The organism is Tenericutes bacterium MZ-XQ, assembly GCA_002838205.1.
Lineage (GTDB): Bacteria > Bacillota_I > Bacilli_A > Acholeplasmatales > Acholeplasmataceae > Mariniplasma.
In genome coordinates, this window is sequence record CP017950.1 from 1,572,706 (window position 1) to 1,588,008 (window position 15,303).

The following is a 15,303-nucleotide window of genomic DNA, read 5'->3' on the forward strand; positions in this document are numbered from 1 at the left end:
ATTTTCAAAAATAAAAGTCCATCTTGGAGGTCGTTACAGACTTTCAGATGAACTATTTTTATTAAAAAATGCCCTAAAAGGGCATAATTTGGTATTATTTGGTAGTTTTTCACTACCTATTAAAGATTTAATTGTCTTGTCCGTACCGAGTTTATCTCGATTTTAAGAGCTATCAACCCGAGTTGCTTTTTCTAGATGACCCGTGTTTATTTTTTTGACTAGCTTAGAGCGGTCTTTTCACTAAAACACTTGACAAAATAAATAGGATTTGATAGTTAGTTCTCTCTATTAACTCTCAAGAACTTTCCTAGGTTTGGCAATACAGCAAGAAGAGGCAATACAGATGCTAATAAGAGTAATACATCTAAATCGTATATAGATAAAACAATTGTTCCAACTAAACCAAAGAAGAAAACACCAAGTTGATCTATCAATGAATAGAAAGATAAGATACTTGCACGGTTAGTGTTGTCGACCCTAGAGTTAATTAAAAAATGTCTTGAAGGACCAATAATCGACATTAAAACATAATATAGTAATATTAATAGTAAGACGAAAATGAAATCATCTGCAATCACTACAAAACTAAGAATAAGAATAAAAATACTATAAGTGATTATAAATAAACGATTTTGATTCATTTTTTTTAGTTTATTCTTATAGAAGAAAGCTCCTACTACTAATCCGAGCGAATTTAATACAAAACTGATTATAATGCCGTACTTAATATTTTCTAGACTTAGGTAATCACTTAAGATTGGTTGCCAAAACGTGAAAATTGTATTAACTGAGAAAATAAATACAAAGCTAAGAATTATCAAGCTAAACAATATTCTATTAGATTTAACATCCTGATAGCATTTTTTCATTAGACTTTTTATCGAATTACTCATACTTTGGGATTGTCTACTATTCTCATCATCCGTTAGGAAAACAATTAAATAAACAGTAACACTCAAAAATATCTTAATAATCATTGGAAGATAGAAATTGTAATAAAATAAGAATAAACCAAGTACACCAACTAGTAAATTCACTAGAATTCTGTCTAGATTAAGTCTTGCATAGAAATCCTTTAAAGTTTCATTTTTACTTTTAAAATTTGCAAGAATATAGACATCAATTGCACCAGATAATATAGCAATACTTATTGCTATCATGATATTACCAATAACTATGAAAAAATATGAAACATTCAACACTATTAGAACAACTCCGAATATCTCAAAGAATAAACCCATTATGACTAATTTTTTGGAGCTATATTTGTCTGACAACAATCCTGTTGGAAATTCTAACAAAAATACCACGATTGATCCAACTAAAATCAAAAAAGATATGTCAGATAAATCAAGCCCTATTCGCAAATAATATAACGTTGTAATTGGAATGATAATACTAGTTCTTGAAAAGTTTAAAATTAGCATCAATTGTTTTTTAATCATATTTTACCACCTCGCATAATCAAAAGTTCTCTCTTGACGTTATCAATTCTTTAGTTACTCCTTTATAAATTCTGCATCGATATTCAAACAACTCAGAATCGTTCTGTTCACGAGTAATAAAACATCCCCCTTTACAAGCACCTTCTATTTCACAGTTATTACAGTTCAAAATCTCTCCAGGCAAATTACTAAGTATAAATTTTTTGTACTCTGTGTTGAAGCATTCAGGATTAGAGATATTTGATAAAACTGTATTGGAATATCCACATGGTGAGATATCCCCATTTTGATTCACAACTATAGATTTAAAATCTAAAGCTCTGCAAAAACCTTTTCTAACATCCTGATATGAAGTTAAATTATTATATGGTCTTTTCCAGAATCCATTCACTTGAACGTTTCTCTTTTTCCCTACAAAGTAGAACTTCATTAACTTTTCCACAACTTCATCAGTACTTTTGCTCAGCGGTTTTACTAAATCGGGTTCTATAGTGATATTGTTAAACCCATTAACCTCACAAAAATCAAAAAGTTTTTTTTCATCAACATTAAAATTATCATCTGTTAAAGTGAGGTAAAAACCATATATATTTATTCCTGCCTTCTTTAGCAACCTCATACCTCCTAAAATATCATCAAATGTTCCCTCTCCATTATTATACACTCTTACAGTGTCGTTAACCATCTTATATCCATCTAAACTTAATGATGGTTGTATATTGAAGTTCTTAAAATCAGCACATATTTCTTCGGTCAACAAAGAAGCATTGGTATTGATAAAAACATTAATTTTTATACTTGATCTATGTTTATCAAATATAAATTGCAACACACTCTTAATCATATTCCATTCTATCAAAGGTTCACCACCAGTAAAACCAATACCTACTTCACTTTTATTGTATGTAATAGCTTGTACAATAAACCAGTCAATAAACTTAATCAATTTATCAGAATCAAATTTCGGTTTATTATATTTTTGATATTGATGTGATGCTATACAATACTTACAACTAAAATTGCACTTATCTGTGATGCTAAAACCAATAAAATCTATGCTAGAAGCATCATTAGTTTGGTTAATAAAAGACTTATTCTCCTCTTTCAAATGCAATCTTTCATTGAAGTTGCCTTCTAATAGAATTCTATACTCCAAAAAATCCTTAATGATATCTTCTAGAATTTCCCTTTGATCATAAAGATTCATACTTGCTACTAAATCATCAAGTTCTTTAAGCTCATAGAAGAATTGCATTATTCGATGCTGTGTTTCATCAATAAACAGTAACTTCCCGTATAATTTATTATAAATCATGAACCCATCATCAATTTTATAGGTTATAAGATTTTCAGATTTAATTAACATATTCCTCTCCTTTCCGAAAAGAAATGCATCTAGTGCATTTCTTAATGAAACATGTCAGCAACCGCTACACCAAGTAATATTCGCTAACTCCATAGGACTACTTTGCTTAGCTTTCTTTACTTTTTTTAGTTTCATAGTTACACTCCTCGTATAATATGTAGTGTAGATTTAGGTTGATACCTTACTACATATCATTATTTATAAGTTTGAAGTCCTAGTGTTATAATTAAATCAAGATGTAACTAGAAGAATCTGCTTCCACTCCTTGCACATCATGGTGCTATTTAAGCGTGCAAACCTGCTTGATTGGCTTATCTGCTAACCGGTTGTTGTTACCCGTTAGATTTCACTCAACTTCTATGTCTAACGGTGGTTTCTTATTGGCGAGGCTGCAGTTGTCTTTCAAGGCTAGGACTTCTCTTATATCTATTTTCCCTTGAAAGAAGGTGTTCTTTTGAATCATACTTTATGTGTTGGTATTGACGTTGCTAAACTGTCCAATCACGTTTATGCACTTAACTTTAATCGTGATAAACTTTTATCTGTCAATATTCCTAATACCCAAGATGGTGCGAACTTAATTGAAACGCATATTTTAAAACTTCTTGATAAACATCATCTCTCTAAAGTCATTGTCATCTTAGAGTCAACTGGTGTTTACTCCGGTCATCTTGCGACCTACTTATCAGCTTCTAAGTTTTTGAGTGTTTTCGATATCAAAGTTTATCTCATCAATCCTAAAATTTCTAAAAATTATAGAAAAAGTTTTGCTGATATGGATAAAACTGATCCTAAAGATGCTTACATCTTAGCTGATATTGCTAGAGTTGGAAGAACCGATGAGTTAACTCCCTTTAAAGGTGGTCAAAGACTTGCTTTAGAAAGACTCACAAGGCATAGACTTCATATTGCTGAAAAACTATCCAATGAGAAGGTTTATGCCCTTAATAACGTGTTTATAAAGTTTTCTAACTTTGAAACTATATTTTCTAATAACTTTGGATCAACTGCTGTTGATCTCTTATTAGATTATAAAACCATTGATGATATTATCGATTCATCTTTAGAAGATTTATCTGACTTTGTTGCTAAATCAAGTAAAAATCGCTTTGATAATTCACTTGATATCGCTGCTAAGATCCAAAAAGCTGCTAGAGATTCTTATCGTCTTGATAAAGTTTCTTATGATCCTATTAATACAGCTCTCGCCTCATCCATAAATGTCATTAAATGTTATGAACATGAAATGAAAGATATTGATAAAGCCATTTTGCGACAAGTCGCTGGGTTTAATCATGATCACTATCAAATCTTAACGTCTATACCTGGTATTGGTAAAGTTTATGCAGCCGGTATCTTAGCTGAGATTGTTGATATTAGTCAGTTTGAATCCAATGATGCACTTGCTAAATATGCAGGTATTACCTGGCGTAAAAATCAATCCGGGAAATTCACCGCTGATGAGACTTACATGACTAAAACTGGAAATAAATATTTGCGCTACTTTTTAATCCAAGCAGCCAACATGGCTAGAATTCATATACCTGAGTATCGTGATTTTTATCATAAGAAATATGATGAAGTCACGACTCATCAACACAAACGTGCACTCGCCTTAACTGCTAGAAAACTTATTCGTCTTATCTATGGTTTGTTGAGTACCAATAGACTTTATAAGTAAAACTTAATTAGATTAATTCTTATAACTTTTACTTTTTTAAGCATGTCTTTAAATGATGCTTTTTATTAAATTTTACTCGTTTTTTATATTTTTAGTGCTTGACATCTTTACCGGTTGCTTTCTTATTTATTTGAAGTAGCTAACCCTCAACCTTCATCCATCAAAACAATAACTTGTTTCAATAAACTAAAGCAGAAGATATGTTCTTCTTTACTTCTGACATACTCACTTCGTATAATTACTTCAATTTCTTTCTCATACCAATCTACAAGTTTTCTTAATAAGGTTTCAAGTACTACTTTCTCTTCTGGATACTTTACTAGTGCTATTTGTTCTGCATAACTTCTAATAAAATTATTTGAGGAGTACTCCTTAATTGTTTTACTTAATGCAGGAAACTCTATTTTAATTATTTGATTTACAGTCATATACTTCCTTTCCAAAAAATCTTTTTACGAAAACGTAGATTCACATCTACTATTTTCGTTTTCTTGAAAATATACCTCTCATAAGAGTATAATTAAGTTATGGTCGAGGACTTGGAGATGAAACTGAAGTGATGTCCTCCCCGTCTGCGTTCACCTTTATATTACTATTCATATTGATAAGGCATAACAGAGATAGTATTATAATCAAGAAATATAAGATTTTCTTTTTCATAACTTCCTCCTCATTATTAGGATAACTAAGAAAAAGAATATCGAGAATGGCCAGAATAGTCACAATTAGGGAGAGTATATGAAAGAAAGTCAAAAATATGCAATACATCTTGATAATTTAAGAATAAAGAACAAACTTACTATTGATGATTTTTGTGAGGACATTGTTGATATTAGAACATTTCATAGATATAAATCTGGACAAAGATCTCTTAAGCATCCCAAAATATCTGCATTTTGTAAAAAACTTAAGATTAGCACTGTGGATTTCTATTACAGTGCAAGCAAACAAGATGTTTATGAATTTCAAAGAATTAACAATCTATACAGTTTAATTATAAATAGAAATTATCAACTATTTTATGAACAATCAAGCACCTTGAAACTCAACAGTATTGTTGAAGAGCAAAATAAAAGATTTTTAGGGTTTTGCTACTGTAAAGCTGACTACGAGACTAACAGTACTCCACTTCAAGAAATCTTATTAAAACTATATAAACTCTGTAACTATCCAAACTGTTTAGCCTTTTTCGCTTTCGACTTCGTGAGCTTAATATCTTTACAGTTGATTGCAGAGATTGAAATCAAGACTAATAAGGTCCTAGCACTTAATAAGTTAATAAATATCCTCTACGATATTGAAGTAACATATACTAGTTCAGAAACAAGCAAAATTCTTCCTTCCATCTTCTCTAACACATCACTTTTCTTATTAAGATTGCACAAACATAAAGAAGCTAAACATATCTCTTCAATAGGTATTGAATATTCAATTAAACATTCAGACTTTAGTGGCTTAGCTCATCTGTACTATGTTCAGTCTTACTCAAACTTAATTTTAGGTAATAGACTTGATGCTGAAAAGTATGCAAACTTATGCATAATTACATCAATTGCAAAAAAGAATGATTATGAGATTAACATGTTCATTAATACAATAAAAAAGGACTTAGAAATGAGTCCTATACAGTTATATAATAAATGTATTGAAGATATCAATAGAGACATTAAATAGGTAATATTTCACTACAAATAACTACTAATATAATAAAAAAATACAAATAAAGAATGGTTCTTATTTGTATTTTTTACGAATTATGTCTTGTCCGTACAGTGTTTATCTCGATTTTCAGTGCTATCAACCCGTGTTGCTTTTTCTAAATGACCCGAGTTTATTTTTTTGACCAGCTTAGAGCTATATTTTCACATCTAACACTTGACATGAATCACTCAAGAGTCTTGTTAATCATATATCTAAAGCTATATAAATCAATTGTCAAGAGAACATTCAATTTATAGTTGATTTAATTCAAATATCAAGTTATTGTTGAATTAAGAAAGATAGAATATAATTAACTTGGAGGTATACTATGAACATTTATAAAGTTGGACAGTATATTAAGTCTAGAAGAACCGAATTGCAGCTAACACAGAAACAACTTGCTGACAGATTAAATATCAGTTTTCAAGCAGTATCAAAATGGGAGACAGGTTCTACACTCCCGGATACATCACTGTTATTAAAGTTAAGTGATGTATTAGAAGTAACTGTAGATCACATATTAACCCCAGGAGGAGATATTTTGAGAACGAAAGAAGTAATCAACATCGCTAACATCTATGAAGCATTTAGATGTATCAAGAAAATCGGACTTGCACTTGGGCAAAACAATCAAATCTACAAAAACATGATGAATGGTTTGAACAAGGATGGAGAAATCAATTTCTTGGAGGCTCTTGATAACCCAGAAAAAATGGAAGTTATCGTTGCGAAATCTTGTATACAGCTGATGATGGATGGACAAATTATTAAAGAAGATGAAATTGACAAACACTTCAAAAATGAAGATATCAAGAAGAAACTAATTCTATACTCAAAAAAATATAAATAACAGTATTTACTGCAATTCGAAAAAAAAGTCCTAATATTAATTATTAGAACTTTTTTTTATGAGGATAACTGCACGGGCTATTGGAAGGAACAGCCATGATAAATAAAATATCTCAAACATATATCCAACAATTAGAAATAATGCTATTGCAATGATATATAAACCTTGACTAAACAAATCCAATTGATCTGTATTTTTTTCTGCCATAAATATCACAAAAAACAATAATATAATCGTTACTAGTATCGATATTGTTACAAACACTAGTTCATGCAGTTCATTCAACTCATAGATGTGCAGACTCAAAATTTCTACAACAAGAACTAGACCTAACGTAAAGATATATCAATATTTTCGACTCATTTTTTCACCTCTTCATATTCACACTTTCTTCATTTCACACCCATACATGATGATAATTACTAAAACACTAAATGACAATGAAATGGGAATCCATGAAATCTCAGTAATTCTATAAGGCAATCTAGTTACTACCTCAAGTTTCAGTATTTTTCCTATTGTAATCATTAATAGCGGAGTCATTAACCCAAAAAATAGTAAAATATAATTCACAACTAAATAATCACTGGTTTTCAACAAAGTATGGAGATAAATTATCGCTATAGACAACGTAGATGCAATGAGGTTCGAAAAGAAAATCATGTTGATGATCTCCCATCTCAATTGGACACCATCTATTAGAATCCAAATATATCCACAAGCTATGATAAGAGTTAATAAGGAAAATAATATAATAAAAATCATAAAACTACGAATCCAACTGTTCATAGGTGTTGGAAGTTTATTAACAATCAATTTATAGTTGTTTTGTGCCAAGTACTTGTTAATCCTAAAAGCTGTATTCTGTGTCATTATGATTATTAGTATTCCAAATAAATGAAGTGAAGAAAAAGACAAAGATTCAACTTCTAACCCTGATGAGTCGAACTGAATAAGCAGCATCATAATTGGATATAGAAATACATAACTAACTAGTTTTTTATAAGATAACTCCCAGTACAGTTTAGAAAACTTTAACATATTTATCTCCTCTCACTTCTTTTTTTCGAGTAAAACATTGAATATTAACCATTCGAGAAGAATCACAAACATTAATCCCCCTGAGAGTAAATTGATATTCATTTTTGATAGTAACGAGGAGGCAACATTCAGCTCGAAGATGTTAATATCATTCCGTGCAAACAGCAATAACATTACAACTGAAGAATACACTAATAAAACTTTTTTAAACTGCAATGTACCATAAACAGATTGTAATAACTGAATCAACAGTACAATTAGGGAAACTATTGCAACTGACAACAATGTGATTGCAAATAACAAATCATTAAGATCAACAAATAGATTTCTCGAGAACCAATATGTACTAGGTAAAAACACTACAAATGATATGACCAAATAAATCACTGTTCTTGCAATCGAATGATAACTTCTATTTACAGGTAATCGTAAGGAAATCCTCTCGTAATTGTAAATTTCATAATTATAATAAAGGGTTACAGAAACGAATATCATCGTAAACACGTAAGTAAGAATGTTAAAGACTATGTAAACAAAATCCAGTTTAGAACTAAAGAAAGTAAATAATACTACTAGAATCAAGTAGATTAACACAGGCTTCGAAACAAAACGAACATGAAGAATCTGAATGCGAAAAAACTTATTTAGATTCATAAAGCTTATCTATAAGATCTGAAATTTTTGATACACCTGCATATCTTTTTTTCAGGTTTCTTAGAGTATCATGTTCCAACACCTTACCATCTTTCATAAATAACAGAATATCAGCAATTTGATCTAAATCTTCTGATATGTGAGAAGAGATAATTAACGTTCTAGAAGTTTTTTCACTAACATACTCTTTTAATAATTTCAAGACCTGAGACCTATCTATCGGATCTATTCCGGATGTAGGTTCATCAAGAATCAATAATTGTGGTTGTTGCGAGAGTGCAAAAATAATATGTGCTTTGATTCGCATACCTTTTGATAACTCGTTTATCTTCTTATCTGAGTCTAAACTAAACTTAGACATCAAGTCATAAAACATATTGGAATTCCAATTATCATAAAAACTTGAAAAGAACTTCTCATTCCAGTAAATACTTCGATCCTCAAACACAGAAGTCTCATCTGTTACATATCCAATATTATTAAGTAGCATTTTTCGATTTACCTCAAAATTTGTGCCAAACAATCTAAACTCAGCCTTATCTGGCTTTTCTAGGTTGAACAATATATTCAAAAGTGTTGATTTTCCTGCTCCATTCGGACCTATAACACCGATAATTTCTCCTGAATTAAATCGAAGACTATCAACTTCAAGTTTGAACCCTTCATAAGATTTATGAATATAATTAATTTCGATGCTACTCATTCTTATCACCTATCAAATTCGTCATATTCTGTTTATATGATTGCAAACGTTCAATTCCAAGTTGTGTTATCGATAATATAGTTTTAGGTTTTTTTTCGATGAACTTTTTTTCAGATGAAACATATTTTTCATTTACTAATACATTAAGGTGTGTGGATAAATTGCCCCAACTGATATTCAACTGATTTACTAAAAAGACAGCATCACAGTACTCAAGTTCATCCAAGATAAGCACAATATTTAGTCTGAGTGGAGAGTGTAACACCTTATCAATCTCACTTACACCATTATTAATCTGCTTTATTCTACTCATCGCTCGTCAACCCCGATATCGTTAGGGAATTTCTTTGCAAAAACTTATAGACAACTAATCCCGAAATAAAGAGAATTATCAAAGTTGCAAATATAAGAAGTATTGGTGTAACATAATTTAATTCTTTTGATGTATCAATCCATTTTCCTATCACAAATGATAATGAAATAATTAATGCATAATACAAAAATCTGAACTGTTTGAAACGCAGTGTCAAAAGTAATGAAATGGTAACTAATACAACTGAAAAGACGATTAACATTATGAAGTTTTCACCCGTAAGAACATCTTCTCGTATGAGAATTATTAGTGTGCTAGTTATAACTGGTAAGATAATTACCAAAAAGGAAATTATTTCATTAAGTCTAAAACTGCTTTTTTTAAACACTGCAATACCTTTTATCTGATCGCTAAATTTTTTTGATAATTGATTAATCATTTTATAGATAATTACACTTACTGAAATACTTATTAGTGGTGCTATAAAATCAGATAAACCCATTCTGGATAAACTAACGTTTGTCATAAAGAAAAAGCAGAACAAAAAGTAATATAGATCTAGTATCCCGTCATTATAATAGTTTTTAATCAAACTCTTACTTGTTTTTTTCATTTCACTCAACTCCTATATGGCCTTAGTTAATCCGAATACAAAAAGTATTATAAACAAGATTACAAGTACCACATAAATTAATTTTAACTTACTAAACTTCATTTTTATTCCTCCCAATGAATATATTTTTTTTAAAATGCTCAAACTCTTCTAATACTTTGGGTATCTGTATTTTTTGAGGACATCTGGGTATACATATACCACAGTCTACACAATTAGAAGACTCCATATTGTTGTTATTGAGTTTACTTAGTTGTTGTCTTGCCCATTGAAAATTATGAAACATTGTGAATTGATTATATATATAAAAATTTTGTGCTATAGCAACATTTTTAGGACAAGGTGCACAATAATTACAATATGTACATTCGACTTTGGTTGAGTTTTTTAACTCTTGTACGATTGTCAAGATCAATAAGTGTTCATCATTATTTAAACTTTCAAAAGTACTAAAAGTTTCGATGTTATCTTTTAAATGCTCCATATAACTCATCCCACTCAATATTACCGAAACTTTAAGGTTGGCAAACCATCTAAACGCCCATGATGCAATAGATTTATCCGGCGAGATCGAATTCATCTTATCCTTAATAGATTTGTTAAGTGAAACTAATCTTCCACCTTTAGTCGGTTCCATTATGAATACTGGCATGTTCTTTTTCACTAGTTCTGCATAACCTTTCATTCCTTGTTGAAAGTCCGTATCAAAATAATTGAGTTGAATTTGAACAAAGTCCCACTTATGGTAATTAATAATATCATGAAAAACCATATAAGAATCATGAAAACTAAAACCAATATATTTAATAAAACCTTTTGATTTAAGTTTTCTAAGAAACGGTATAACTCCAAGGTCTTTCATCCTAGTAAAAGTATCACTATTCAAGGCATGGATCAAATAAAAATCTATATATGATGTACCTAATTTGCTAAGTTGTTCATAAAAAATGCGTTCACAATCATCTAATGTTTGACATCTGTATAGCGGTAGTTTATCCGCAATGTAGATTTCATCTCTTGGGTACTCAGATAGTATTTCCCCAATAACAATTTCACTATTTCCATTATGGTAATCATAAGCAGTATCAAAATAGTTAATACCATTCGAAATAGCATGATCAATTAACTCCTTGGTTTTCGTGTAATCTACACTACCATTAGCAACTGGAAATCTCATACATCCAAATCCAAGTTTTGATAATTTTAGTGAATCGAGGCCTATTTTAACTGTGCTATATTTCATGTTTTCTCCTTTTACTCTTTTTTTAAGAGCACTTTTATTATAAGTGTATAATTTGTTTTTGTCAAACTATTGCTTTCAAAAGTTTTAAGTTTCTGTTTAAATATATGACTTCTCCTGATGAAAAATCACAACTCATTTTCGATTAATAAAGTTCTAAAACCTGTATATTTCAGCCTTAATCCCTCTATTAAATTCAAGTACACATTAAGACAATGTAAAAAACAAACAAGAAATCAATCTTATTTGTAATTTTTACGAATTATGGAGGCCCCGGTCGGATTTGAACCGGCGATCAGGCAGTTGCAGTGCCATGCCTTACCACTTGGCTACAGGGCCTTAAAACATGCTATATTATTATAACTTTTAGTATGAAAAAAGTCAATCCTCATATAGCTATTTTAAACGATTTGTTTCTTAAATATTTCTATCCATAAATCCATGACATTATAAATATCACTAAATGTCTTATCAAATAATCCTGTGTAATATGGATCATCTACATTTTTATACTTACATTGTTCACAAACATCTAAGTATTTAAACACTTTATGATATTGGTCTTTTGCAAGTTTCCTTAAGTCTTTTAAGTTTTGATCATCCATGCCAATAATAAAATCATAGTCATCAAAATCTTTTTGTGTGATTTTTTGAGCGTACATATCATCATATAGAGCTTCTTCTCTTTTTAATATTTTGCTTGTTCCTGGATGGGGTTTATTTCCAATTTCCCATGAGGATGTTGCTCTAGATTCAATATGAATTTGATCTTCTAACCCTAAATCTTTAACTCGTTTTCTAAATAATCCTTCTGCCATAGGTGATCTACAAATATTTCCTAGACATACAAACAATACTTTCACCATCTTTATCACCACAATCATTATAGCATAGAACTTTTATACATCAAATGATATAATTTAGCACTTTATAGTTGACAGTGCCAAACCTTTGATTTATAATATAAATGGCAATCATAAATAATGACTGCCAAAGGAGGCTTATCATGAACTTTACACAAATGGAAGACTATAACAACGACCCCAAAGTTCTTGAGAAATTTGGACGTAATATTGTTGATGAGGTCAAAAAAGGTAAAATTGATCCAGTCATCGGTAGAGAAGATGAGATTAGAAGAGTTATCAAAATACTATCACGAAAAACAAAAAATAATCCTGTATTAATCGGTGAACCAGGTGTTGGTAAAACCGCAATCGTAGAAGGCCTTGCAAGACGTATTGTTGATAAAGACGTTCCCCTAGGATTACAAAATAAGATCATCTATGAACTTGATCTAGCTGCGCTTGTCGCTGGTGCTAAGTTCAGAGGTGAATTTGAAGAAAGACTTAAAGCTGTATTAAAGAAAATCAAGGACTCAAACGGTGAAATCATACTTTTCATCGATGAAATACATGCGATCGTAGGCGCAGGACGAGTTGATGGTGCTATGGATGCATCTAACATGTTAAAACCGATGCTTGCACGTGGTGAACTGCATTGTGTTGGAGCAACCACACTAAACGAATACCGAAAATACATCGAAAAAGATTCTGCACTCGAAAGACGCTTCCAAAAAGTCTTGATTGAAGAACCTACTGTTCTAGATACCATTAGTATCTTAAGAGGCCTTAAATCAAGATTTGAAGCCCATCATGGTGTGCATATATCTGACCCAGCGATTATCGCTGCTTCTACTTTATCAAATCGTTATATCACTGATCGTTTCTTACCAGATAAAGCGATTGATCTTATAGATGAAGCTTGTGCTTCTATTCGTATGGAAATTGATTCTATGCCTGTAGAACTCGATGATGTCACAAGAAAAATCATGCAACTAGAAATCGAAAAAACTGCACTGGATAAAGAATCTGATCCCATATCAAAAGATCGTTTAAAAAAAATCAAAGAAGAAATCGACACTTTGAAAAAAGAAGAAAAAGATTTGCGAAAGCAATGGGAAGCAGAAAAAGAACAAATCAATGCCATTAAAATTAAGAAAAACGAACTTGAGCAATTACGCGTTGATTTACAAAATGCTTTTAATGATAACAATTATCAACGAGCTGCTGAGCTACAATACAGTAAAATTCCAGAGTTAGAAAAGAAAATCAACGAGATGTCCGAAGAAGGTTCAAAAGAAGGTAAATTATTAACTGAAGTTGTTAGCGAGGAAAGCATTGCAGAAATCGTTTCTAAATGGACACATATCCCAATCACAAAACTCATGTCAGGTGATAAAGAAAAGCTTCTACACCTTGAAGAAACCTTGAAGAATCGCGTGATTGGACAAGATCATGCAATTCGTCTAATCAGTGATGCAATCATCCGTCAAAGAGCTGGTATCAAAGATGAAAACAGACCGATGAAACTATTTGATTAAAACGGACAACTTAAAAAAAGGCTAGGACATAGTATAGTGTTCTAGCTTTTTTTGTTAGAATGAATATAAAGGAGTCGTTAGAATGAATGAAAGAAAAACAAGAAAGCATCCATCGTATACAATTGATGAGAAAAACAAGATTGTAGAACTGTATTTAAGCAAAGAGAAAACACAGCGTCAAATACTTAGAAGTTTTGATATTGTTCATAGTCAATTAGATTTATGGGTAAAACAGTATCGAAAGCATGGCACTTGTGTAGATCGTAGAGGAAAAGGTACGAAAAAAGATATACCAAACAAAGGTAGACCTAAGAAGCTTAACTTGGACATCATGAGTAAAGAAGAACTGTTAAAATATATCAAAAGTGGTGAAGACATAAAAAAAGCGGTAGCCTACCTAAGAACGCGCGAGAAAAATACCAAGTCATAGACCAATTAAAGGATCGTTATTCTATCATCTATCTCTGCATGAGGATGTCATGTTCAAGAAGCGGTTACTATGAATGGATTCGCTTAGGTAGGCCAAAATATAAAGCGTTCAATGAATTGCTTAACCATCAGATTGTTAGTCTCTACCATAAAGATAAAAGATGGGGCATAGAAACAATTCAAATGAAATTAAAGAAAATACACGGCGTCTTTACCACGAAGAGCACCGTGTATCGATACATGAAACTGAATGGTATTCAGTCTATTATCAGACGAAAGAGAAAAAGATATAGCAAGGTCAACCATCATCGCATTCCTAATCTCCTTCAAAGAGATTTTACCACAAAAATGTCAAATCAAAAGTGGAGTATAGATGTTTCTTATTTGCCCACAACACAAGGAACCATCTATTTGTGTGCGATAAAAGATCTCTATGATAAATATATTGTCAGTTACAAAGTTTCCGAAAGAAATGATTTGAAACTAGTCATGGATACTTTAAAACAAGCAACAAGAACCGTACCCAGAAATTATCGCAAAGGATTAATACTGCATTCTGATCAAGGTACCGCATTTGTTGGACAAACTTACCATAGGTGGTTGAAAAGACATTGGATAAAACATAGTGTATCAGCAAAAGGCAGCTGCGTAGATAATTGTCCAATAGAATCTTTCTTCAGTCAATTTAAAAGTGAATGTATGCATCTTCATCATCAAATCACAATAAAACAAATGAAAACACTTGTCGATTCTTACATCACATATTACAATGAAGATAGACAAAGTAAAATAATAAAAGAGTTGACACCTCTACAATTGAGAATGTCAACTCTTCCTAGCCTTTTTTAATTACTGTCCATATTTAGCAAACAGTTTCATTGGATCAT

General features: G+C 30.9%; 16 protein-coding genes and 1 tRNA gene. 6 read left to right on the forward strand and 11 right to left on the reverse strand.

Features of this window, described 5'->3' with window-relative positions; all coding sequences use genetic code 11:
* Window positions 1–275 precede the first annotated feature (275 nt).
* Window positions 276–1,445 carry a hypothetical protein gene (locus tag BK011_07825; protein AUD65605.1) on the reverse strand — a complete coding sequence of 390 codons (1,170 nt, stop codon included), beginning with the start codon at window positions 1,443–1,445 and terminating at the stop codon, window positions 276–278.
* A gap of 19 nt (window positions 1,446–1,464) precedes the next feature.
* Window positions 1,465–2,811 carry a hypothetical protein gene (locus tag BK011_07830; GenBank protein AUD65606.1) on the reverse strand — a complete coding sequence of 449 codons (1,347 nt, stop codon included), beginning with the start codon at window positions 2,809–2,811 and terminating at the stop codon, window positions 1,465–1,467.
* A 454-nt stretch (window positions 2,812–3,265) separates the two neighbouring features.
* Between BK011_07830 and BK011_07835 the strand changes: the two genes are divergently transcribed.
* A complete protein-coding gene (locus tag BK011_07835) occupies window positions 3,266–4,492 on the forward strand; it encodes a hypothetical protein (GenBank protein ID AUD65607.1) in 1,227 nt (408 codons plus the stop codon).
* Between the two features lie 146 nt (window positions 4,493–4,638).
* Here BK011_07835 and BK011_07840 read toward each other — a convergent pair whose 3' ends face one another.
* Window positions 4,639–4,920: a hypothetical protein gene (locus BK011_07840; GenBank protein AUD65608.1), complete on the reverse strand. Its 282-nt coding sequence runs from the start codon at window positions 4,918–4,920 to the stop codon at window positions 4,639–4,641.
* A 310-nt stretch (window positions 4,921–5,230) separates the two neighbouring features.
* Here BK011_07840 and BK011_07845 point away from each other — a divergent pair, with 310 nt between their 5' ends.
* Entirely contained in the window at window positions 5,231–6,166 is a 936-nt protein-coding gene (locus BK011_07845; GenBank protein ID AUD65609.1) for a hypothetical protein, read from the forward strand.
* 355 nt (window positions 6,167–6,521) lie between these two features.
* Window positions 6,522–7,043 (forward strand): hypothetical protein, encoded by a 522-nt coding sequence (locus BK011_07850; protein AUD65610.1) that lies wholly within the window; start codon window positions 6,522–6,524, stop codon window positions 7,041–7,043.
* Between the two features lie 381 nt (window positions 7,044–7,424).
* On the opposite strand, the gene BK011_07855 is transcribed toward BK011_07850, so the two are convergent.
* The 8 genes from BK011_07855 to BK011_07890 form a co-directional block, all read right to left on the reverse strand.
* On the reverse strand, window positions 7,425–8,084 hold the full coding sequence (locus BK011_07855) for a hypothetical protein (protein ID AUD65611.1): 660 nt from the start codon (window positions 8,082–8,084) through the stop codon (window positions 7,425–7,427).
* Window positions 8,085–8,096: 12 nt separating this feature from the next.
* Window positions 8,097–8,738, reverse strand: a complete 642-nt coding sequence (locus BK011_07860; protein AUD65612.1) for a hypothetical protein — start codon at window positions 8,736–8,738, stop codon at window positions 8,097–8,099.
* Window positions 8,725–9,441 (reverse strand): hypothetical protein, encoded by a 717-nt coding sequence (locus BK011_07865; protein AUD65613.1) that lies wholly within the window; start codon window positions 9,439–9,441, stop codon window positions 8,725–8,727. Before BK011_07865 ends, BK011_07860 begins: the two co-directional genes overlap by 14 nt.
* Window positions 9,434–9,754, reverse strand: coding sequence for a hypothetical protein (locus BK011_07870; GenBank protein AUD65614.1), 321 nt, complete (start codon window positions 9,752–9,754; stop codon window positions 9,434–9,436). Before BK011_07870 ends, BK011_07865 begins: the two co-directional genes overlap by 8 nt.
* Window positions 9,747–10,367, reverse strand: a complete 621-nt coding sequence (locus BK011_07875) for a hypothetical protein (GenBank protein AUD65615.1) — start codon at window positions 10,365–10,367, stop codon at window positions 9,747–9,749. Before BK011_07875 ends, BK011_07870 begins: the two co-directional genes overlap by 8 nt.
* Window positions 10,368–10,458: 91 nt before the next feature.
* Window positions 10,459–11,610, reverse strand: a complete 1,152-nt coding sequence (locus BK011_07880) for a hypothetical protein (protein AUD65616.1) — start codon at window positions 11,608–11,610, stop codon at window positions 10,459–10,461.
* Between the two features lie 262 nt (window positions 11,611–11,872).
* A tRNA-Cys gene (locus BK011_07885) sits at window positions 11,873–11,946 on the reverse strand.
* Between the two features lie 62 nt (window positions 11,947–12,008).
* Window positions 12,009–12,473: a hypothetical protein gene (locus BK011_07890; protein AUD65617.1), complete on the reverse strand. Its 465-nt coding sequence runs from the start codon at window positions 12,471–12,473 to the stop codon at window positions 12,009–12,011.
* Between the two features lie 140 nt (window positions 12,474–12,613).
* Between BK011_07890 and BK011_07895 the strand changes: the two genes are divergently transcribed.
* The 3 genes from BK011_07895 (at window position 12,614) to BK011_07905 (ending at window position 15,265) form a co-directional block, all read left to right on the forward strand.
* Window positions 12,614–13,987 carry a hypothetical protein gene (locus tag BK011_07895; protein ID AUD65618.1) on the forward strand — a complete coding sequence of 458 codons (1,374 nt, stop codon included), beginning with the start codon at window positions 12,614–12,616 and terminating at the stop codon, window positions 13,985–13,987.
* An 82-nt stretch (window positions 13,988–14,069) separates the two neighbouring features.
* A complete protein-coding gene (locus tag BK011_07900) occupies window positions 14,070–14,417 on the forward strand; it encodes a hypothetical protein (protein ID AUD65619.1) in 348 nt (115 codons plus the stop codon).
* A complete protein-coding gene (locus BK011_07905) occupies window positions 14,414–15,265 on the forward strand; it encodes a hypothetical protein (GenBank protein AUD65620.1) in 852 nt (283 codons plus the stop codon). The genes BK011_07900 and BK011_07905 overlap by 4 nt, the downstream gene beginning before the upstream one ends.
* The last annotated feature ends 38 nt before the right edge of the window (window positions 15,266–15,303 follow it).

Excerpts from the sequence above, each read along its gene's own strand:
- BK011_07870 (AUD65614.1), bottom strand. The coding sequence starts at position 9,754 with ATGAGTAGAATAAAGCAGATTAATAATGGTGTAAGTGAGATTGATAAG.
- BK011_07855 (AUD65611.1), bottom strand. The coding sequence starts at position 8,084 with ATGTTAAAGTTTTCTAAACTGTACTGGGAGTTATCTTATAAAAAACTA.
- BK011_07840 (AUD65608.1), bottom strand. The coding sequence starts at position 4,920 with ATGACTGTAAATCAAATAATTAAAATAGAGTTTCCTGCATTAAGTAAA.
- BK011_07830 (AUD65606.1), bottom strand. The coding sequence starts at position 2,811 with ATGTTAATTAAATCTGAAAATCTTATAACCTATAAAATTGATGATGGG.
- BK011_07880 (AUD65616.1), bottom strand. The coding sequence starts at position 11,610 with ATGAAATATAGCACAGTTAAAATAGGCCTCGATTCACTAAAATTATCA.
- BK011_07850 (AUD65610.1), top strand. The coding sequence starts at position 6,522 with ATGAACATTTATAAAGTTGGACAGTATATTAAGTCTAGAAGAACCGAA.
- BK011_07825 (AUD65605.1), bottom strand. The coding sequence starts at position 1,445 with ATGATTAAAAAACAATTGATGCTAATTTTAAACTTTTCAAGAACTAGT.
- BK011_07845 (AUD65609.1), top strand. The coding sequence starts at position 5,231 with ATGAAAGAAAGTCAAAAATATGCAATACATCTTGATAATTTAAGAATA.
- BK011_07900 (AUD65619.1), top strand. The coding sequence starts at position 14,070 with ATGAATGAAAGAAAAACAAGAAAGCATCCATCGTATACAATTGATGAG.
- BK011_07875 (AUD65615.1), bottom strand. The coding sequence starts at position 10,367 with ATGAAAAAAACAAGTAAGAGTTTGATTAAAAACTATTATAATGACGGG.
- BK011_07895 (AUD65618.1), top strand. The coding sequence starts at position 12,614 with ATGAACTTTACACAAATGGAAGACTATAACAACGACCCCAAAGTTCTT.
- BK011_07890 (AUD65617.1), bottom strand. The coding sequence starts at position 12,473 with ATGGTGAAAGTATTGTTTGTATGTCTAGGAAATATTTGTAGATCACCT.
- BK011_07860 (AUD65612.1), bottom strand. The coding sequence starts at position 8,738 with ATGAATCTAAATAAGTTTTTTCGCATTCAGATTCTTCATGTTCGTTTT.
- BK011_07865 (AUD65613.1), bottom strand. The coding sequence starts at position 9,441 with ATGAGTAGCATCGAAATTAATTATATTCATAAATCTTATGAAGGGTTC.